This is a genomic window from Metasolibacillus sp. FSL H7-0170 (genome assembly GCF_038593115.1).
Taxonomy (GTDB): domain Bacteria; phylum Bacillota; class Bacilli; order Bacillales_A; family Planococcaceae; genus Metasolibacillus; species Metasolibacillus fluoroglycofenilyticus.
Window position 1 is genome coordinate 3,034,251 of sequence record NZ_CP151964.1, and the last position, 19,857, is coordinate 3,054,107.

Annotated in this window: 20 protein-coding genes and 1 tRNA gene; 16 read left to right on the forward strand and 5 right to left on the reverse strand. The window is 38.4% G+C overall.

The genetic code is table 11. The features are described from left to right. The first annotated feature begins 257 nt into the window (after positions 1-257). The 8 genes from MHH70_RS14250 (at position 258) to MHH70_RS14285 (ending at position 5,978) form a co-directional block, all read left to right on the forward strand. Complete coding sequence (locus tag MHH70_RS14250; protein ID WP_066165690.1) at positions 258-1,154, forward strand: patatin-like phospholipase family protein; 897 nt, start codon at positions 258-260, stop codon at positions 1,152-1,154. Positions 1,155-1,243: 89 nt separating this feature from the next. Then, positions 1,244-1,319 (forward strand) — tRNA-Asp (locus MHH70_RS14255). A gap of 138 nt (positions 1,320-1,457) precedes the next feature. Beyond that, positions 1,458-1,787 (forward strand): hypothetical protein, encoded by a 330-nt coding sequence (locus MHH70_RS14260; protein ID WP_066165693.1) that lies wholly within the window; start codon positions 1,458-1,460, stop codon positions 1,785-1,787. 331 nt (positions 1,788-2,118) lie between these two features. Next, complete coding sequence (gene tsaE, locus MHH70_RS14265; RefSeq protein WP_107943723.1) at positions 2,119-2,571, forward strand: tRNA (adenosine(37)-N6)-threonylcarbamoyltransferase complex ATPase subunit type 1 TsaE; 453 nt, start codon at positions 2,119-2,121, stop codon at positions 2,569-2,571. Then, positions 2,568-3,269, forward strand: coding sequence for a tRNA (adenosine(37)-N6)-threonylcarbamoyltransferase complex dimerization subunit type 1 TsaB (tsaB, locus tag MHH70_RS14270; RefSeq protein ID WP_342471797.1), 702 nt, complete (start codon positions 2,568-2,570; stop codon positions 3,267-3,269). Before tsaE ends, tsaB begins: the two co-directional genes overlap by 4 nt. Positions 3,270-3,272: 3 nt before the next feature. After that, entirely contained in the window at positions 3,273-3,713 is a 441-nt protein-coding gene (gene rimI / locus MHH70_RS14275; protein WP_342471798.1) for a ribosomal protein S18-alanine N-acetyltransferase, read from the forward strand. Continuing rightward, complete coding sequence (gene tsaD, locus MHH70_RS14280; protein ID WP_342471799.1) at positions 3,714-4,730, forward strand: tRNA (adenosine(37)-N6)-threonylcarbamoyltransferase complex transferase subunit TsaD; 1,017 nt, start codon at positions 3,714-3,716, stop codon at positions 4,728-4,730. 876 nt (positions 4,731-5,606) lie between these two features. Next, a complete protein-coding gene (locus MHH70_RS14285) occupies positions 5,607-5,978 on the forward strand; it encodes a hypothetical protein (RefSeq protein ID WP_342471800.1) in 372 nt (123 codons plus the stop codon). A gap of 145 nt (positions 5,979-6,123) precedes the next feature. On the opposite strand, the gene MHH70_RS14290 is transcribed toward MHH70_RS14285, so the two are convergent. Next, complete coding sequence (locus MHH70_RS14290) at positions 6,124-8,055, reverse strand: ABC-F family ATP-binding cassette domain-containing protein (RefSeq protein WP_066165713.1); 1,932 nt, start codon at positions 8,053-8,055, stop codon at positions 6,124-6,126. Between the two features lie 129 nt (positions 8,056-8,184). Between MHH70_RS14290 and MHH70_RS14295 the strand changes: the two genes are divergently transcribed. The 3 genes from MHH70_RS14295 (at position 8,185) to tatC (ending at position 9,941) form a co-directional block, all read left to right on the forward strand. Continuing rightward, positions 8,185-8,811, forward strand: coding sequence for a redox-sensing transcriptional repressor Rex (locus MHH70_RS14295; RefSeq protein ID WP_066165716.1), 627 nt, complete (start codon positions 8,185-8,187; stop codon positions 8,809-8,811). A gap of 77 nt (positions 8,812-8,888) precedes the next feature. After that, positions 8,889-9,101, forward strand: coding sequence for a twin-arginine translocase TatA/TatE family subunit (locus tag MHH70_RS14300; protein WP_042479204.1), 213 nt, complete (start codon positions 8,889-8,891; stop codon positions 9,099-9,101). A gap of 18 nt (positions 9,102-9,119) precedes the next feature. Next, positions 9,120-9,941: a twin-arginine translocase subunit TatC gene (tatC, locus tag MHH70_RS14305; RefSeq protein WP_066165719.1), complete on the forward strand. Its 822-nt coding sequence runs from the start codon at positions 9,120-9,122 to the stop codon at positions 9,939-9,941. A gap of 367 nt (positions 9,942-10,308) precedes the next feature. On the opposite strand, the gene MHH70_RS14310 is transcribed toward tatC, so the two are convergent. Continuing rightward, positions 10,309-11,058: a type II CAAX endopeptidase family protein gene (locus MHH70_RS14310; RefSeq protein WP_342471801.1), complete on the reverse strand. Its 750-nt coding sequence runs from the start codon at positions 11,056-11,058 to the stop codon at positions 10,309-10,311. 194 nt (positions 11,059-11,252) lie between these two features. On the opposite strand from MHH70_RS14310, the gene groES reads away from it, so the two are divergent. The 3 genes from groES (at position 11,253) to MHH70_RS14325 (ending at position 14,001) form a co-directional block, all read left to right on the forward strand. Further along, positions 11,253-11,537: a co-chaperone GroES gene (gene groES, locus MHH70_RS14315; RefSeq protein ID WP_066165722.1), complete on the forward strand. Its 285-nt coding sequence runs from the start codon at positions 11,253-11,255 to the stop codon at positions 11,535-11,537. 130 nt (positions 11,538-11,667) lie between these two features. Next, positions 11,668-13,308: a chaperonin GroEL gene (gene groL, locus MHH70_RS14320; RefSeq protein WP_066165724.1), complete on the forward strand. Its 1,641-nt coding sequence runs from the start codon at positions 11,668-11,670 to the stop codon at positions 13,306-13,308. A 141-nt stretch (positions 13,309-13,449) separates the two neighbouring features. Beyond that, positions 13,450-14,001 carry a GNAT family N-acetyltransferase gene (locus MHH70_RS14325; RefSeq protein WP_342471802.1) on the forward strand — a complete coding sequence of 184 codons (552 nt, stop codon included), beginning with the start codon at positions 13,450-13,452 and terminating at the stop codon, positions 13,999-14,001. A gap of 77 nt (positions 14,002-14,078) precedes the next feature. On the opposite strand, the gene MHH70_RS14330 is transcribed toward MHH70_RS14325, so the two are convergent. Beyond that, the gene (locus tag MHH70_RS14330; protein WP_342471803.1) at positions 14,079-14,879 is read right to left on the reverse strand and encodes a YwqG family protein; all 801 of its coding nucleotides are present in this window, start codon (positions 14,877-14,879) and stop codon (positions 14,079-14,081) included. Positions 14,880-15,108: 229 nt separating this feature from the next. Continuing rightward, a complete protein-coding gene (locus MHH70_RS14335; protein ID WP_107943729.1) occupies positions 15,109-15,573 on the reverse strand; it encodes a YusW family protein in 465 nt (154 codons plus the stop codon). A gap of 454 nt (positions 15,574-16,027) precedes the next feature. Here MHH70_RS14335 and MHH70_RS14340 point away from each other — a divergent pair, with 454 nt between their 5' ends. Beyond that, positions 16,028-17,317, forward strand: a complete 1,290-nt coding sequence (locus tag MHH70_RS14340; RefSeq protein ID WP_066165856.1) for a glycoside hydrolase family 18 protein — start codon at positions 16,028-16,030, stop codon at positions 17,315-17,317. Between the two features lie 252 nt (positions 17,318-17,569). Next, the gene (locus MHH70_RS14345; RefSeq protein WP_066165859.1) at positions 17,570-18,922 is read left to right on the forward strand and encodes an S-layer homology domain-containing protein; all 1,353 of its coding nucleotides are present in this window, start codon (positions 17,570-17,572) and stop codon (positions 18,920-18,922) included. A gap of 155 nt (positions 18,923-19,077) precedes the next feature. Here the strand turns inward: MHH70_RS14345 and MHH70_RS14350 are convergent, their stop codons facing one another. Continuing rightward, positions 19,078-19,824, reverse strand: coding sequence for an alpha/beta fold hydrolase (locus MHH70_RS14350; protein WP_066165759.1), 747 nt, complete (start codon positions 19,822-19,824; stop codon positions 19,078-19,080). Between the last annotated feature and the right edge of the window lie 33 nt (positions 19,825-19,857).

Consider the following 19,857-nt stretch of genomic DNA (forward strand, 5'->3'; position numbering starts at 1 on the left):
AAAAGACGTGTCTGAAAAGCTATTTATAAGACACGTCTTTTGCGATGAGGACAGTGATAATTCATTGTGACTATCGAAGGAACAAATCTCTAATGGGGCTGTTCGTAAAGCTAAACCCTTTTCGAACAGCCCTATTTCTCACCAGCTTTTTAAATTTTATTAGGATAAGAGTGTTCTTTTAGCAAAACATCTCTGGTTTTTTTACATATAGTAATATTTTGAGATGAATGGACCTACAATAAGGTAGGAGGAGAATAATGCTAATTGATGGCGTTTTTTCTGGTGGAGGCTTGAAGGGCTTTGCTTTAGTTGGGGCATATCAAGTTTTAGAAGAGCAAAACTATCGCTTTAAACGGGTAGCGGGGACTAGTGCGGGGGCAATTATGGCGGCATTTATTGCAGCGGGCTATAGTGCCAAGGAAATAGAGCAGCTATTAGATGAATTAAATTTAACGTCGCTTTTAGATAGTCGCAGAACATTATTCAATTTTCCATTTTTAAAGTGGCTTAATGTATATCGACATCTCGGCATATATCGTGGAATTGCGTTAGAAAAATGGTTTTATAAAAAGCTAGCAAATCGCAATATTTATACATTTTCAGATTTGCCTCCAGGGTCATTGAAAGTAGTTGCTTCAGATTTGTCGAATGGGAAAATGATTGTGTTGCCAGATGATTTAATTAGCTATGGAATTGATGCTAACAGTTTTTCAGTGGCACGTGCTTTGCGAATGAGCTGTAGCATTCCATTCTTTTTTGAACCTGTAATTTTAAAAGTAAGGAATAATGAATCGGTTATAGTAGATGGTGGTGTGTTAAGTAATTTTCCTTTTTGGATATTTGATAATCGCAATGGGAAAAGAATACGGCCTTTACTAGGGATTAAACTTAGTTCAAGTGCAGAGCATCAACAGTCTAGAAAAATTAATAATGGGCTACAATTATTTGAGTCGCTTTTCGCCACAATGAAAGATGCACATGATCAGCGTTATATATCGAGAAGGCATGAACGAAATATTATTTTTATTCCGGTGGAGGAATATAGTGCCACACAGTTTACTATGGATGATGACATGAAAGAAGAGTTAATTGCAATTGGCAGAGCTCGGGCACAGCAATTTTTAATGGGTTGGCCAAAAATACGCCTCTTCTAAAATAAGAGGTGTATTTTTAGAACAAACGATTGAAAAAGATAATAAATAATGTTAATATATTAAATGTCGATAAAATAGATTAATAAATTGGTCCCGTGGTGTAGCGGTTAACATGCCTGCCTGTCACGCAGGAGATCGCCGGTTCGATCCCGGTCGGGACCGCCATTTATATAGTTTTTATAAGCAGCATAGGCTTATAAAGGCTTTTTTTATTTTATGAACCGCTCGAATTTTGTCGAAATATTTGTTTTTGAATTGTTCATAATGGGTATGTATTGTTATAGAGTGTCGGGGGTGAGGCGTATGCTAAAGAAATTTAGTGGCGTGTTGGCTATTGCGCTCGTTTTAAGCAGTTGTGCGGCCTATGAACAAGGAAAGCTAATTGATATAGAAGATTCTAATGCATATATATGGCAAAAATATATGAGTGAGCAGGAATTTAATCAGCTAGAGGAAGGCATGAGCTATCTCGATGTTGTAAATACAGCAAAAGGTATAGGTACACTTCAAAAAGAAGGTATATACATTTGGCAAGATGAAGATAGATTAACACAAGCTTACGAAATACATTTTCAAAATGACCGACTTGTTGAGAAAAAGGTACTTGAATTACGAGGGCATTCAACACGATGAAGGAGGTCGTCCGAAAAGTCATTTTGTGACGAGGATAGTGACAATTTCGCTAGGAACCAAATTATTTTTGTAACGACGGTAAGGCGACAGGTATAGAGTTATCTTACTTTCAGTGGATGTCACAGGACGTGATGCTTTTAGGTCAACTTCCACCAAACCAAACAGCCTCAAAAAAACTGAAATCAATTACACAGAGGCGTAATTGATTTTAGAAGCTGGGCTGTCTGAAAGGTACATCCTTTTCAGACAGCCCTTTAGCATGTAGAAATTTTGAACATTTTTTCGTATTCGAGTAAACTAAGGATAATGTATTTTCGGGAAGGATAATAATATGAAATTTGAAAAGCATATACAATCATTACATGAAACAGAGCAATTCGCACATGCATTATCACAACGATTAGAGCCACAATATACAATCACCTTAGAGGGCGACCTAGGAGCTGGTAAAACAACTTTTACACAGGCATTAGCAAAAGGGTTAGGTATAAAGAGGACAGTGAATAGCCCGACGTTTACAATTATGAAGCAATACGAGGGTCGATTGCCTTTAAACCACTTAGATGTTTATCGTTTAGCGGATAGCGATGAAGATTTAGGCTGGGAGGAAATTTTTTATGGCGATGCTGTCACAGTTGTAGAGTGGGCGCATTTAATCAAAGAGGATTTGCCGAAAGAGCGCTTAGCAATTACAATTAAGCGAATCGGGGAGCACGAAAGATTATTTATTTTGGAGCCGGTGGGTGCTCGTTATGTCGAGCTTTGTGAGGAGTTAATAAAATGATTTGGTTAGGAATTGAAACAGCAAATGCACCGTTATCAATTGCATTAGTACAAGATGGTAAAATACTAGCAGAAATAGTTCAGCATCTTAAAATAACACATTCGGCAGGTGCGATGCCTGCAATTGAGGAGCTCTGTGCTAAAGTATCCATTCAGCCTACAGCAATTGATGCAATCGCAGTATCTGAAGGACCAGGAGCGTATACAGGCGTACGTATCGGTGTGACGCTAGCAAAAACATTGGCATGGACAATGCAAAAGCCATTGGTTGGTGTATCAAGCTTACAAGTGCTAGCTACTAATGGGCGGCTATTTAATGGTATTGTATGTCCTTTGTTTGATGCAAGACGCCAGCATGTCTATGCAGCACTTTATCGTGGTCAAACATCCGAGGTGCTATTGGAGGATGGTCATTATTCTATCGAAAGCTTATTCGAGCAAGTAAAAAAATATAAGGAAAGCGTGCTATTTATCGGTGAGGATGTGGCTTTTTATAAGGAGCAAATTGAACAAGCTCTAGGAAAGCAAGCCATTTTTGCTCCATTTACTTTGCACTTGCCACGTGCATCAGAGCTCGTTGCATTAGCGATGGAAATGGAATTACCAGATATTTCAGCGACGCATTCCTTCGTACCGAAATATCGTCGTATTGCGGAGGCGGAGGCAAATTGGCTGAAAGAGCAAAAGGAGAGCAAATAGACAATGGTGCAATATCGCAAAATGACAATAGCAGATGTTGAAGCTGTGTATGCGATTGAGGTTGATGCATTTCCGACACCATGGACGTTAGATTCCTTTTACTACGAAATGACAGAAAATCAATTTGCTTATTACACAGTGGCTGAGGAAAATGGTGAGATTCTAGGCTTTTGTGGGAGTTGGCTTGTGATTGATGCAGCGCAGATTACAAATGTAGCGGTAGTTGAGTCAGCACGCGGAAGAAAAATTGGAGAAGGTTTAATGCGTGAGGCAATACGTGTGGCACGCGAAGCGAATATGGAAACAATGAGCTTGGAAGTGCGCGTGTCGAATATTGTAGCGCAAAATTTATATTATAAGCTAGGCTTCCAAGATGGGGGCCTGAGAAAAGGATATTATACTGATAATCAAGAGGATGCTCTTGTCATGTGGGTGAAATTATAAATGGAAAATCAATATATATTAGCAATTGAAACAAGCTGTGATGAAACGGCAGCCGCAATTATTAAAAATGGAACAGAAATTGTATCAAATATTGTAGCGTCGCAAATTGATAGCCATAAACGCTTCGGTGGCGTTGTACCTGAAATTGCTTCACGTCACCATGTCGAGCAAGTGACACTCGTTATTGAGGAAGCGTTACTGCAGGCTGATTTGCAACCAAGTGCACTAACAGCGGTCGCAATTACGGAAGGTCCTGGGCTTGTAGGGGCATTATTAATTGGCATTAATGCGGCGAAGGCATTTGCATGGGCACACCAGCTACCGATTGTAGGTGTTCATCACATTGCGGGACATATTTATGCGAATGCGTTAGTACAGCCAATGGAGTTCCCATTAATTGCACTCGTTGTGTCGGGTGGTCATACGGAACTTGTGTATATGAAGGAGCATGGTCATTTCGAGCTAATTGGTGAAACACGCGACGATGCAGCTGGTGAGGCATATGATAAAGTGGCACGTGTGCTGAATTTACCATATCCGGGTGGGCCACATATTGATCGTTTGGCACATGAAACAGAGGAAGCAGTATCCTTCCCACGTGTTTGGTTAGAGGAGGGGAGCTACGATTTTAGCTTTAGCGGGTTGAAATCTGCGGTTATTAACTATAAGCATAATATGAATCAACGCAATGAAGAGATTATAGCAGCCCATGTAGCAAAAGGCTTTCAAGATAGCGTAGTAGAAGTATTGACGACGAAAACATTGCGTGCAGCACGTGAATTTAATGTAAGACAAGTGATTGCGGCAGGTGGTGTTGCTGCCAACAACGGCTTGCGTTCTGCGCTTGAACAAGCCTTTAAGCAGGAAGGAATTCCGTTCTATGTGCCACCATTAAAGCTTTGTACAGATAATGCGGCAATGATTGGAGCAGCAGGTGCGAAAATGTATGAAGCTGGGGTGCGTGGAAACATGATGATGAACGGCCGTCCTGGTATGGAATTAAAAAGCTGGTTGTAAAATTAATTCAGTGTTAGCGCAATGATGTATAAATTCCGCTTTATGGGCAAGTTAGCCATTGTTGCACAATGCGACACCCTCCCTAATGAATCTGCTACAAGAAAGAGTTGTCCGGAAGCAGGCTAGCGTGCCGCTTTCAGACAACTTTTTTCTTTTGGATTGAAATACAAGCCATTTAGAAGAATTGTTTTATAGATTGGAAATACTAATTTTTTAGTTACCTTTAATTGGTCTTTCCTTCAAGTCATTTTTAACTGCATTTTAGCATAATGTAAAAGTATATTGTTTCTTGTTGTCGAATTGCTTAGAATGTAGCATTGTATAAAACGTTTAAGTTTTCTGAAAATTATCCACAGGCTGTAAGTGGAAAAATGCAAAATGTCAATAAGAACATTCGTACTTATGCACAATTTGTGGATAACTTGTGGGTAAGTTGTGATTTATCAATATATAGTATGTGGTTTTCCTCATAGTGATGTGGAAAAATTTAATTTTAATTGTGGACAATGTGGAAAAGTCTGTTGATATGTTGATATGACTACACTTTAAATGTGAATAAAATTGTGGGCAAATTTTATCGAAATTTGTATATTGACCAATATATATGTAATATCATAATATCAATTATGCTTTGGGTAATTACATTTAGTTTGAAATCTGTAATAACTGCAAGAGGCTTATTTTGATTTAGCAAATGTTAGTATATTTGTTGAGTTGAAAGTAAGTGAAACATTTACCTCACTATCTATAGGGGACAGGGGTTTCGCTACGCTTTAGGTACAAAAGAATTTAGCTCCTGCAATTACTTCGTCGCAGTAAACATTACTGAATCATGATAAAATAGAAAGCAAATGTGTAAATAGAGGGGGGAATCTATTGTCGAAGCAAAATAAACGTGCAATGATTATGCTGTTAATTTTTGGTGCGATTTTAGCAAGTGTTACCTTGTGGCTACTTAGTATCACTGTATTCGGTACTTATATTTTATATTCATTCTCAACCTTACTTATTTTTGTAGCAATTACTTGTTATCCTCTAGCGCTCGTTTATGGACGAAGTGATATTGAAAAATTGTTTGAGAGTATTCGTAATGGGAGCTACCGACTATTTCGTGCGAGAAAGCCTTATGCTAATATCTTGAATCTGCTAATTGCAGCAGCTATTACGCTATTTTTTGGCTGGGCATACGGCACGTACGGCGCTTATCGTGATTTAAAATATAGAAAGCCATTAAGAAGGGTAAAATAAAGGGGCTGTCCGAAAAGTGTACATGTTCTCGGATAGCCCTTACTTCTATATTAAATATTTGCTAAAACGTGGTAATAGCAATAAATTATCACTATCCACTTCGCAAAGATGTCGTCTCAAAATGACTTTTCAGACGACATCTTTTTTATAAATTTTCAAGCTCCTCACTGAGCTCAAGCCACTCCATTTCGAGCATTTCGTGATTTTCTTTTACAGCGTCTAACTCGGTTTGTACTTCAAGTGCCTTTTCATGGTCAGAAAAAATGGTAGGATCACATAGCTGTTCTTCTAAAGCAGCAATTTGTTCATCAAATGCTGCCATTTTACTTTCAAGTTCTTCTAATTGACGGCGGATTTGCCGCTCGCGTTTCTTTGCATCTTTATCAATTGTAGATGTCGAAATTTTTGTTGCAACTGCTACCTCCACTGTTGAGGATTCTTTCATTGCAGCAAGCTCAGCTAATTCTTGCTTTTTCTCAACATAGTAATCATAATCACCTAAGTATTCGAAAGAGCCTTCTGCTGATAGCTCAATGACCTTTGTCGCAATGCGATTAATAAAATAGCGGTCATGTGATACAAATAGCAAAGTGCCTGGGTAATCAATTAAAGCATTTTCTAAAATTTCTTTACTATCTAAATCTAAATGGTTTGTCGGCTCATCTAGCACAAGGAAGTTAGCTTTTTGCATCATTAGTTTGGCAAGGGCTAAGCGCGCTTTTTCGCCACCTGATAAAGCATTAACAGGTTTTCCTACATCATCTCCGCTAAATAAAAAGCGCCCAAGCACTGTACGAATATCCTTTTCGTTCATTAATGGCCATTCATCCCAAAGCTCCTGTAGCACCGTTTTATTGGAGTTTAGTTTTGCCTGCTCTTGGTCATAGTAGCCGATTTGGACGTTTGTACCGTAGCGAATTTCACCAGCAAGTGGCTGTAAATCTTCTACAACTGTTTTTAATAAAGTAGATTTACCGACACCATTTGGGCCAACAAGTGCGACGCGGTCTTCGCGGAACAAACGTAGCTGGTTATTACGAGAAATCAACTTGTTTTGATAGCCGACAGCAAGTGCATCCACTGCCAGTACATCATTGCCGCTTTGCTTATCAATTGTGAAGCCGAAACTAGCTGATTTTTCATCGCCATCGGGAGCTTCTAACCAATCTGTACGCTCTAGCATTTTACGACGGCTTTGTGCCATTTTCGTTGTAGATGCACGGGCGATATTTTTTTGGATAAACGCCTCCATCTTAGCTTTTTCATCTTGCTGTCGCTCATACATTTTCATATCACGCTCATAGTTTTTAGCTTTTTCATCTAAATATGCGCTGTAATTACCTGCGTATTTCGCCACGCGTGTACGCGATACTTCGTAAACAATGGAGACGACTTGGTCTAGGAAGTAACGGTCATGTGAAACGATTAAAATTGCACCATCATACCCTTTTAAGTAATTTTCAAGCCATGCTAGTGTTTCGATATCTAAGTGGTTTGTCGGCTCGTCCAAAATGAGCAAATCAGGCTTTGATAAAAGCAGCTTGGCTAAGGCTAAACGCGTACGCTGTCCACCTGATAAGGAGCGAATTGACTTCTGATAGTCCTCCGGATAAAACTGCATACCATGGAGAACAGAGCGTGTATCCGCCTCATATTGATAGCCACCAGCATCCTTAAAATCGTGCTGCAATTGGTCATATTCAGCTATTAGTTTTGCATAGGCTTCCTGATTTTCATAAACAGTTGGTTCAGCCATTTGCTGCTCCAAGGCGCGGAGCTTTTGTTCCATTTGCTGTAGTGTGGTGAAAATGGTCATCATTTCATCCCACATCGATAATTCTGAATCAAGACCAGCATGCTGCTCTAAATAGCCGATTTTAATATCCTTTGGAATAATGATTTCACCAGAGTCATAAGACATTTGCCCTGCGATAATTTTTAATAAAGTGGATTTGCCAGCACCGTTGCGTCCAACAAGTGCAACACGGTCACGATGCTGTACTTCTAGCTTAACGCCGCTTAATATTTCATCCGTAATAAATGATTTATATAGTTGATTTACTTGTAAAACAATCATAGTTACACCTCAGTTCATGCTTTTAGTGTAATAGATACGCATGCTTGGCGCAATGATGGATACTTTACTTATTCGTCCATGTCTAGTAAGATGAAAACGACTTCGAACTAGATTGCAGGAGGATTGTGTGTGAGCAAAGAAACGAAAATTCCACAAGCAACTACGAAGAGGCTTCCTTTATATTACCGATTTTTACAAAACTTTGCGAATGAAGGAAAACAACGCGTATCATCGCAAGAGCTTAGTGAAGCGATGAAAATAGATTCTGCAACGATACGCAGAGATTTTTCTTATTTTGGTGCACTTGGCAAAAAAGGCTATGGCTATGATGTTCAGCATTTATTGCAGTTTTTTAGAGAAACACTTGATCAAGATGAAGCAACGAATGTCGCATTAATCGGAGTAGGAAATTTAGGAAATGCCTTTTTAAAATATAATTTTCAAAAAAACCATAATACACGTATTGTTGTAGCCTTTGACTCAAAAGCGCCACAGGAGGGAACAGAAATTAGTGGTATTCCGGTATTTCACCCTGATCGCTTAGAGGAAATGTACGAGAAATATAATGCGGAATTAGCGATATTAACTGTATCGGCACGCTCTGCACAGGCAATGGCAGACCGTTTAGCACAAATGAATGCAAAAGGCATTTTAAATTTTACGCCGATACGATTAAATGTGCCCGAATCGATGAAATTAATGAATATTGATTTGTCCGTAGAATTGCAGGCACTCATTTATTTAATACGTAATTGACGCAAATAATTCACAAGTAATGTATTAGCAAAATGGGGCATAATACGTTAAAATGTACATATAGAGGAGGTGGCGTAATGGTAATCCATTTGAATGCGATTGGACCAGTAAGCCTTGTTATTATCGGTGTTGTTGCCATCCTAATTTTTGGACCGAAGAAGCTTCCAGAGCTTGGTAAGGCGATGGGCTCTACACTTCGCGAGTTCAGACAAGCAACTAAAGGCTTGGCAGACGATGATGACGATAAAAAGAAAGTTATTGAACATAAAGATAACGATAATGTTAAGTAAGTTAAGGATGTCTTATATATGAATCCAAAAGAACTGACTGTCATAGAGCATATTGAAGAATTAAGAAGTCGCCTTGTTGTTACGGCGTTCTTCTTTGTTTTGGCGCTTGTAGGTAGCTTTTTTTTAACAGAGCCCATTATTAAATTTATTCAAGCGAGCGATGAGGCAGCTCAATTTACATTAAATGCCTTTGCACCGACAGACCCGTTAGCGGTATTTTTAAAGGTGATGTTTATTGTGGCGTTTATTTTCACGTCACCTATCTTGCTTTATCAGCTATGGTCGTTTATTACACCCGGCTTGCTTGAAACGGAGCGCAAGGCGACGCTCAAATATATCCCTTATTCATTTCTCTTATTTTTGATAGGGATAGCCTTTGCTTATTTCGTGCTATTTCCGTATGTCATGCGTTTTATGATGAACTTATCGAATAGCTTAGAAATTCAGCCAACGTTAGGGATTGATAATTTTTTCTCTTTTTTATTAACACTGACTTTACCTTTTGGTGTTATTTTTCAATTGCCAGTTGTGACGTTATTTTTAGCGCGCATCGGTATTTTGAATCCAGCATTAATGGTGAAATTCCGTAAATACTCTTATTTTGTGCTGTTTGTCCTTGCAGCAATTTTAGCGCCACCTGATTTTATTTCGAATTTAATTGTTGCGATTCCATTATTTATTTTATATGAGGTGAGCATCGTCATTTCGAAAATAGGCTATAAGAAGTTTTTAGCAGCAGAGGAGCAGCGCCAACGCGAAGAGCAAGAGGCGACACAGCAAATACAAGTGGAGGCACTGTTAGCAGAACAGCGCCGACAAATGGAAGAGATGAATAAATGATAAGAGGAGAGCGTCCGAAAAGCAGATAAAGCACTGCTTTTCGGACGTTTTCTTATGATACTTCATCAAGGATATAGCTAATTAAAATGGGGAAGAGTTTCCTTGAAAACGTGATAAACACTAGCTATAGTGACTGTTTCTTAGCGTAAAGTGAAGGTTTTTCCATTATATTTAAAAGAGGAGCTGTTGTCTTGGATAGTTACAGGCAATTACACCAAGGCATAATTGATTATAAATCATACTTTTCCTTGTATTTAAAAAAGTCGATTTGTATTGAACTGCACCTCCAATTGTTAGTTGTGTCTAACAATTTGGGTGCAGTTCATATCACAGTTATTGTGACAAATCGACTTTTTAGTGTCTTCTTTTATTTTGGAAGAGAATCTGTCATTTGTTGTATTTTATCTATGTTTAATTGGGCTAGTGTAACTAAGCCGTTCATCGCCATATGTGCAATGATTGGTGCTAATAGGCGTTTTGTTTTATAGTATAAAAATGAAAAAATCAGCCCCATCACTGTGTATACTAATAGATGCGGTAAATCTCGATGAATAACAGCAAAAACAAGTGCACTAATTAATGCAGCAATCCAAAAGTTTTGTGTTTGGATGAGTGAGCCGAAAATGACACGTCGGAATATGAGCTCCTCTAAAATAGGGGCTAATAATACTGAAGTGATAATCATAACTGGCGCAATGCGAGTAATATCCATAATTAATGCTGTATTGTCAGAGCCTGCTTCAATGCCTAGCAAATAAACTTCAATTAGCGAAGCGACAATCTGGCCTAAAAATGCTAAAAAAACACCGATAACTCCCCATCCAATTGTGACACCAATTGAAGCGCGTTGTCCTTTAAAAATAGTAAAGAAATTTTTATCACGTCGAATTAGAAACATCATAATAACTAAAGCAATCAGAAAAGCGATTGTGTTCCACCAAGCGGCTAAAACAAAACTCTTATGTTCTGAAGCGGATACAAAACTTAGGAAAAAGTCTTTAGTACCTGGAATAAATAGAACAAGGCTTGATAATTGAGCAGCAATGTATACCAGCAATAAATAGAGTGCTGTTTTTTGTGTTTTGAATTTTGTTGAACGAATAGAAGTCACGTGCATAAAACCTACTTTCTGTAACTATAATACGGTATGCTTTCTTTATTGTAGAGGAAGTTCAAGAGAATTGAAAATTTTTTGTAGTTCTTACTTGCAAAAAATTTATAGATTATTTAATATAGTAAGTGTGTTAGCACTCCATATGAATGAGTGCTAATAAATCCAAAGATTTAATATTTTGTAGGAGGTTGTTTCACTTGTTAAAACCATTAGGTGATCGTATCATTATCGAACTAGTTGAGGTAGAGGAAAAAACGGCATTCGGTATCGTTTTACCAGACTCGGCAAAGGAAAAACCACAAACTGGTAAAGTAGTAGCAGTTGGGACAGGCCGTGTATTAGATAACGGTGCACGCGTTGAACTTGATGTGAAAGAGGGAGACGAAATTATCTTCTCAAAATTCTCAGGAACTGAAGTAAAATATGACGGTAAAGAGTACTTAATTTTACGCGAAAGTGACGTATTGGCTATTATTGGTTAATTAAAAACTGCTTTTAAAGAGAGTTAGGGGCGGGCAAGTGGATGCTTGCCTCGCATATGAATGAGTAATGAGCTGGCAAACAGCAGCATATAACACGAATGGATAATTATTTTCAGGAGGTTTTTTGATAATGGCAAAAGACATTAAATTCGCAGAAGAAGCACGTTCATTAATGCTTCAAGGTGTAGATAAATTAGCAAATGCAGTAAAGGTAACATTAGGGCCAAAAGGGCGTAATGTTGTATTGGAGAAAAAATTCGGCTCACCTTTAATTACAAATGACGGTGTTTCAATTGCAAAAGAAATCGAACTTGAAAATCCATATGAAAACATGGGTGCAAAGCTTGTAGCAGAAGTAGCATCAAAAACAAATGAAATTGCTGGTGATGGTACAACAACGGCAACAGTATTAGCGCAGGCGATGATTCGCGAAGGCTTGAAAAACGTAACGGCTGGTGCAAACCCTGTAGGTATTCGCAAAGGTATTGATAAAGCGGTAGCAGCAGCATTAACAGAGCTTCAATCAATTTCTCGTCCAGTAGAAAATAAAGAAGCGATTGCACAAGTAGCAGCAATTTCCTCATCAGATGAAGAAATTGGTCAATATATTGCTGATGCAATGGAACGTGTTGGTAACGATGGTGTTATTACAATCGAAGAATCAAAAGGCTTCACAACAGAGCTTGATGTTGTAGAGGGTATGCAATTTGACCGCGGCTACGCATCTCACTATATGGTAACAGACACAGACAAAATGGAAGCCGTATTAGATAATCCATTTATTTTAATTACTGATAAAAAAATCTCCAACATTCAAGAGATTTTACCTGTATTAGAGCAAGTAGTACAACAAGGTCGCCCGATGTTAATTATCGCGGAAGATGTTGAAGGTGAAGCATTAGCAACATTAGTATTAAATAAATTACGTGGTACATTTAATGTGGTAGCTGTTAAAGCACCGGGCTTTGGCGATCGTCGTAAAGCGATGCTAGAAGATATCGCGATTTTAACTGGCGCTCAAGTAATTACACAAGACTTAGGCTTAGACTTAAAATCAGCTGATATGACGTCTTTAGGTCGCGCGGCAAAAGTTGTTGTATCAAAAGATAACACAACAATCGTTGAGGGTGCAGGCGACTCTGCAGCAATCGAAGGACGCGTTGGTCAAATTCGTGCACAGCTTGTAGACACAACTTCAGAATTCGATAAAGAAAAACTACAAGAGCGTTTAGCAAAATTAGCTGGTGGTGTAGCAGTAATTAAAGTTGGTGCTGCAACAGAAACTGAATTAAAAGAGCGTAAACTACGTATCGAGGACGCATTAAACTCAACGCGTGCAGCAGTTGAAGAAGGTATTGTTTCTGGTGGAGGTACTGCATTATTAAATGTTTACAGCGCGGTTGAAAAAGTATTAGACGGAGTAGAAGGCGATGTAGCAACAGGCGTGAAAATCATCTTACGTGCATTAGAAGAACCAGTACGCCAAATTGCTGAAAACGCGGGCTTAGAAGGCTCAATTATTGTTGACCGTTTAAAACGCGAAGAAGTAGGCATCGGCTTCAACGCAGCAACAGGCGAGTGGGTAAACATGGTTGAAGCAGGCGTAGTAGACCCAGCAAAAGTAACGCGCTCAGCACTACAAAATGCAGCATCTGTAGCAGCTCTGTTCTTGACAACTGAAGCAGTAGTAGCAGATATTCCGGAGCCAGCAGGTGCAGGCGGTGGAATGCCTGATATGAGCGGTATGGGCGGAATGCCTGGCATGATGTAAGTGCCTGGCACGCAAACAATTCTGAAAACTTAATACAATTCAAAAACCATCCCTTATTTAATATTAAATAAGAGATGGTTTTTTTGTGCGTGAAAAGTTAGAATAGTCATACAGTTTGTGTCATGAATAGGGGGAATTTTAATGGAATACAATCGAGAAATGATGACAATAACAACAGATAGGCTTGTTCTGAGGTTATTTGACAAAACAGATGCGGAGCGTGTAGCGACCCTGTGCGATAATTATAATATTTATAAAAGCACCTTGTATTTGCCGCATCCATATAAGATAGAGGATGCGCTAACGTGGATTGAGTATCATTATGAGAATTTTGTAGAGGACCGATCTTACGAATTAGCGGTAACGGATAAGGAAACAAGGGAGTTATATGGAGCGATTGCTTTGTCGCATAATAAACATTTTAATCAAGGTGAGCTTGCTTATTGGATTGGCGAGCCGTATTGGGGAAAAGGCTATGCAACAGAGGCAGCACAGGCAATCGTGCAATTTGCATTTAAAGAAAAAAAGATGCACAAAGTGTTTGCGAGATATTTTGCAACAAATCCAGCTTCAGGGAAAGTAATGGAGAAGATTGGGATGAGGCAAGAAGGCATATTAAAGGACCATATTATAAAGGATGGGAAGTACGAGGATTTAGTATTTTACGGAATTATTAATAAATTATCATGCTAAAAGGCAAAACGCCTGCCGAAAAATGATACACGGCAGGCGAAATTGATTGTTAGGAAGGGATTAATGTTGGCTTGTTTTTAATGGCAGTCCCAATTATAAAGGACATTGCTAAAATCTTTACGCTGTAAATCAGCTTCTGTAATAAAGAAATTACCTACACCACAGTCTCCCCACATAATATCGTTACCAATACTATCTATTTGTAATAGCAAAATGGTAGAGTCAGTGTAATCACCATAAGCACGAGGATCTTCTTGTGTGAAAAAAGGGTAACCGCCCATTTTGTGTCCTGTACCGCTAAATGTTTCGTAAAATTTATCCTCTAATTCTCCGTCTTCTTCCACTTGTTGCTGGATTGCTGCATAAACCTCATTACTGCGAAAATCATCAATCATTAAAGGCTCGAAGCTTTCTTCGAATGATAATGCCATTTCCTTTTCGACAGGAAAATATAATTCCTCACCTTGTAGTTTAACAAAAGAAAAATCCTGCATTAATTGTGATTCGTCCTGAATAATTTGCTCGTGAAAAATAACGCGGAAGCCGGCTGGATTTTGTCCATTATCAAAATCCATTCCTAGTACATCATCATAGCCATCAATATAAAATTGGAGAATACCCTCGATTGGGAAATGTGGTAAGTGCTTTGGTACGTCTGCAAAGTTGATTTGAGCAAGTAATTTTAGTGGCTGCCCTTCGTTATTTGTAGGATATTTCATTGTTAAAGGGAAATAAGGATTGCCTTCAAATTTACTTTCATATAGTGATGTTTTACATTCAGTTGTGTTGATTTCAATAACGGGCTGCATCGTTTCTTCAATGATTGTGCGATATTGTTCAAAGTCCTTTGGTAGCTGTAAAGATGGCTTATTAGTCATATAAAGACCTCCCAGATTCAAGTTAATTTCATTTTAGAACAAATGTTCTTTATTGGGAATAGTCTAAATTGATTATATTATATAAAAAATGGCGATTTTGTATCCTACGCTAATAAAAGAAGTCTTAGTACTGCATATTAACAGGCTGTAAGACCTTATTTTAAAACATAATAAAGTTCTCGCAGCCCGTAAAAATCCGATTGGTGAAGTGGGGGATTGAAAGTTCACTTTATTGAGTCAGCTTAAACTCTTTTTCTGTGCCATCAGTAAAGCGTACCTCAAGTTCAAACTCTGTATAGTCTGTAGGCAATTCAAATACCGTTAATATTTCGGAAGCAATTGTGGCATTGTCCGTTGCTGCATCGAATGTTAGCGCTTGGAATAATGGCTCTAGCTTGGCAAAAGCATCATTGCCTTTTAGCTTTTCCCCGTTTATTTTGTCATCAATTTCTGCCTCAGTTCCCTTTTTATCAACCTCATAATCAACCTCGTATTTTTCTGTTAAACCGTAAGTTACCTCTAACGAAAATTGTGTAAAGGCAAAAGGCGAAGCAGCCGCAGGATTATTGCCATTTGCCGCATTATCTGGATTGCTAGGTGTTGTGACAGGTACTTCCGTTACTTTATCATTATTACAGGCGGTTAATAGGAAAATACTTAACGGAATAATCAACCATTTTGCTAATCTTTTCATATGATTTCCTCGCTTTCTTAATCAACTTACTATTATTAATTACCCAAATAAGAAAAAAATAATCCTGCTGAATTTACTTCCGTTTTGGCAGTGACTTTTCAATAAATAAATTTTGTTTAATTTTCGGTAGAACAAACCCCGGAAAACGTAGTATAAAATTGAGACTGTCTGAAAAGTCCCTTTTATTTTGTCAAAGCATTGAATGAAAGCTTCTCATTGCTTCTCTTTTATCGAAGGTAAACATCGTTGAAGCCCGTGTTTATCATATTTTTAAAGGAGGCGCTCTCTATTTTTTTGTAAAAGATAATCGCTACTATCCCAAAAGCCGGCTATGCACGGCTCTTGGGACAGCCTCACTTAAAAAATTCAATTGCAATTAATGATGTTTCCTCATGAAATCCCTTTCCAAATCATAAAATGCAGATAGCATAATTGATTGATAGGAGGAGCCGCGATTCAAATTCATGTGGTAAGAGCTGGGGAAAGTTTGTGGAGCATTGCACAAAGCTATGGTACGACGGTGGATGTAGTTGTTCAGGCCAATCAAATTCCAGAGCCAGATCAGCTTGTTGTAGGGCAGGCATTAGTCGTTCCAATATATGGACATTTTTATACTGTGCGTGCAGGGGACAGTCTATGGTCAATTGCTCAGAGGTTTCAAATGAACTATTTGACGTTAGCACAAATTAATGGCATTAATCCGTATCAAACATTGCCAGTTGGTTTACGATTGTATATCCCACCTAGAACGAAAAGCAATACAGAGGCATTAGCTTATATTGAGCCAAGGGGAGATACAGTTAGTGAGGCGGTACTTAATCAAGCGCGAGAGGCTAGCCCGTATTTGACATACTTAGCTCTTTTTAGCTATGAAGCACGTAGAGACGGTTCATTAAAGGTACCACCAGCAGGGCAAATTCCTGATATTGCACGCCAGTCAGAGGCAGTGATGTCGCTTGTTGTAACGAATTTAGAAGAAGGTAGTTTTAGTGGAGAGCTGGCACAGGATATTTTACAGAGCAGCGCTGTACAGGAGGTTTTGCTGAATAATATTTTGGATGAGGCAAGGCGTGTTGGAAATGTGAAGGATATTCATTTCGACTTTGAAGCATTACCAGCAAGTCAGCGCGAGGCTTATGTACAATTTTTACGACGGGCAACCGAAAAATTCCACCCAGCAGGCTATTTAGTATCGGCAGCCCTTGCGCCAAAAACAAGCGATGAAGCACAGGGACCATGGCAAATTGCACATGATTATGGTGCCATCGGGGGAGTTGTTGATTTCGTTGTACTTATGACGTATGAATGGGGCTATATTACAGGGCCACCAATGGCAGTATCACCTATTAACGAAGTGGAGCGCGTATTAAATTATGCTTTAACGAAAATGCCTGCAAGTAAAATTATGATGGGGCAAAATTTATATGGCTATGATTGGCCTTTACCATTCGTACAGGGGCAAACAAGAGCGACTGCACTGAGTCCACAAAGGGCAATTGAGCTAGCAAAGCGTTATCATGCAGCCATTCAATACGATACAACGGCACAAGCTCCTTACTTCCATTATGTTAACGAGGAGGGGCAATCGCATATTGTTTGGTTTGAAGATGCTAGGTCGATTCAAGCAAAGTTTGATTTAATGAAAAAGCTAAATGTTAGGGGAATTGCTTACTGGCGACTAGGCTTACCATTCCCACAAAATTGGCTATTGCTAGGGGATAATTTTAATATTCAAAAAAGGTAGAGGGCGTCCGAAAAGCGTGTAGAGCACTGCTTTTCGGACGTTTTAGTGATGTTTTGTTAAAAGAGTGAAAACACTGAATCTAGCAACTTCCTTTGAATTTAAAAAGAATAGACAAAACATTATATCAAAAATAAGGTGACCTTTTCGGACATCCCTAGTGTTCAAATATAATGAATATTGTATACTAGTAAAAACGTGGTCAAGCTGTTAAAACTTACGTTTGTGATTATGAATAAAGGGGAGATTATGGAAATGAAGGCATTTAAACTAGTTGCTATTTTATTTTTAGTACTACAATTGGCTTTACCGATATCTGTAAGTGCGCAAGAAGCAGAAAGCTTTGATTATTTAGCATTAGGTGATTCACTTGCAGCTGGTATTCAAGAAACAGGTGAGCTTGGGCTTAGTTATGCAGATTTTCTGGCATACAGTATGACAGAGGAGTATAATTTAAGCTCATATAATAAAGGATTTGCCTATCCTGGTTATACGACAGAGGATGTATTAAACGATATTAAAAACAATGTTACTAAGCCTATTTATAATGTAGATGGGCCACAAAGTGACTCGCTTGCAATACGAGATGCTATTGCGAATGCAGAAGTGATTACAATTAGCGCAGGCGCAAATGATATACTAAAGCATTTTGATAAGGAAACATTAGCGTTTGACTTGCAAAGTGTTTTTGAAGGAATTCAGCAAATGGGAAAAAACTATGAAGCCATTTTAAAGGAAATTGCAGCAATTAATCCTGAGGCAACTGTATTTATTATGGGCTACTATAATCCATTCCCTTATTTAGATGAAAGCTTACAAATTCAATTAGATACACTTGTATCAGCAATTAATAAAACAATTCAAGATGTGTCTTATAATGAATTAGCTATTTTTGTGAATACAGCTGACTATATTGCGGGTGATTTTAAAACATATTTGCCAAATCCGCAAAATATTCATTTAAGCGAAGCAGGCTATCAATTAGTGGCAGATTTATTTTTAACTGAAATTTATTATTCTTTATTTGCCTATGAGGATGATTTTGAAGAGTTTGAATATGTAACCTTTACTGATACGGAGGGACATTGGGCAGAGGAATATGCTTCTTTTGTTGCAACAACAGGCTTAATGAATGGCTATGAGGATGGCTCATTTAAGCCAGACCAAGCGTTGAAGCGTGTGCATATAGCATCTATTATTGCACGCATTATTAATACAGAGGCGACGGAAGCTGCACCTTTCAAAGATATTTCTAGCTATGCGGAAAAAACGCAGCAGGAAATTGCCGTAGTGTACGAAGCGGGCATTATGAAGGGGAATGGCAATTACTTAAAGCCAGAAGAAAAAATAACACGTGCACAAATGGCACTTATTATTGCGCGTCTATATGAATATATATTTGAAGAAACATATGAGCCAGAAAAAATAGCACCATTTAAAGATATTGTGAGCTACGATAGTGAAACACAAAAAGCAATTACATTGTTGTACGACATGGAAATTACACAAGGTGTTAGTGATGGCATGTTTGCGCCAAAGAATGATTTAACGCGTGCACAAGCAGCGAAAATAATTACAGAGTTTGTTTTTGCAACTTTGTTTGAGTGATTAAAGGGGCTGTAGGGAGAGTAGGTTGACACCTGTTTATCCCGACAGCCCCTCCGTATTTATTCAGGAAAAGGGAGGAGGGCTGTCCCGCAAGAGGCTCAGCCCGAATTGCTATATAAACGATTTCTTAAAAGTAGGTACAGCTAAACTATAAGCTATCCTTGCCATTTCAATCCTTCAAAGAAGCGATATACTTCTTCAAAAACGAGTTCGCGCTCTTGACCTAATGTTAAAATATGTCCAGAGTTGACAAATGTTTTGACTGATTTAATACGCGATTTGACAGAGCTATAAATTAGGTCTGCGCTTTCACAATAATATTCATCATCCTGTAAGCCGCGTAAAATATGGACAGGTGTTTGAATGCTTTCAAGTTTTGCACTTGTGTCGTTAATCATGCCTTGTAAATATTTAAGAGATGGCATTTTAACTGCATTTGCAATGCTTGAGCGATTATCAATTGCTTCATCAAATGTACCCGATAATTTCTTATAATTAATCGTATATTCAATTACGCGATTTTGCAGGCTATCTGTGCTTTTGGCAATGGCTGGTGCACTCATTGCAACAATTGCCTTTGTTGGGCGCTCTGCACCAAGCTTTAATGAGAAAATACCACCAAGCGAAACACCTGCTACAGCAATTTCCTCATAGCCAAGATTGCGCAATGTGTCATAGCCCTCAATTACGCTATCCCACCATTCTTTCGGGCTTGTTTGAATTAATGTTGTTGGGTCACTGCCATGTCCTTTATATAATGGTGCATGTACTGTATAGTTGCGGTCTGATAAATAACGACCAAGACGTTTTACATCATTCGTATTACCTGTAAAACCATGTAATAATAGTACTGCACGTTTACCTGCTTCAATTGTGAAAGGCTTTGGGGCAACAATTTTCATAATAAGTTCTCCTTTGTAGATTAGAATATGACA

Coding starts and splice junctions, on each gene's coding strand:
- MHH70_RS14250 (WP_066165690.1), top strand. CDS start 258: ATGCTAATTGATGGCGTTTTTTCTGGTGGAGGCTTGAAGGGCTTTGCT.
- MHH70_RS14260 (WP_066165693.1), top strand. CDS start 1,458: ATGCTAAAGAAATTTAGTGGCGTGTTGGCTATTGCGCTCGTTTTAAGC.
- tsaE (WP_107943723.1), top strand. CDS start 2,119: ATGAAATTTGAAAAGCATATACAATCATTACATGAAACAGAGCAATTC.
- tsaB (WP_342471797.1), top strand. CDS start 2,568: ATGATTTGGTTAGGAATTGAAACAGCAAATGCACCGTTATCAATTGCA.
- rimI (WP_342471798.1), top strand. CDS start 3,273: ATGGTGCAATATCGCAAAATGACAATAGCAGATGTTGAAGCTGTGTAT.
- tsaD (WP_342471799.1), top strand. CDS start 3,714: ATGGAAAATCAATATATATTAGCAATTGAAACAAGCTGTGATGAAACG.
- MHH70_RS14290 (WP_066165713.1), bottom strand. CDS start 8,055: ATGATTGTTTTACAAGTAAATCAACTATATAAATCATTTATTACGGAT.
- MHH70_RS14300 (WP_042479204.1), top strand. CDS start 8,889: ATGGTAATCCATTTGAATGCGATTGGACCAGTAAGCCTTGTTATTATC.
- tatC (WP_066165719.1), top strand. CDS start 9,120: ATGAATCCAAAAGAACTGACTGTCATAGAGCATATTGAAGAATTAAGA.
- MHH70_RS14310 (WP_342471801.1), bottom strand. CDS start 11,058: ATGCACGTGACTTCTATTCGTTCAACAAAATTCAAAACACAAAAAACA.
- groL (WP_066165724.1), top strand. CDS start 11,668: ATGGCAAAAGACATTAAATTCGCAGAAGAAGCACGTTCATTAATGCTT.
- MHH70_RS14325 (WP_342471802.1), top strand. CDS start 13,450: ATGGAATACAATCGAGAAATGATGACAATAACAACAGATAGGCTTGTT.
- MHH70_RS14330 (WP_342471803.1), bottom strand. CDS start 14,879: ATGACTAATAAGCCATCTTTACAGCTACCAAAGGACTTTGAACAATAT.
- MHH70_RS14335 (WP_107943729.1), bottom strand. CDS start 15,573: ATGAAAAGATTAGCAAAATGGTTGATTATTCCGTTAAGTATTTTCCTA.
- MHH70_RS14345 (WP_066165859.1), top strand. CDS start 17,570: ATGAAGGCATTTAAACTAGTTGCTATTTTATTTTTAGTACTACAATTG.
- MHH70_RS14350 (WP_066165759.1), bottom strand. CDS start 19,824: ATGAAAATTGTTGCCCCAAAGCCTTTCACAATTGAAGCAGGTAAACGT.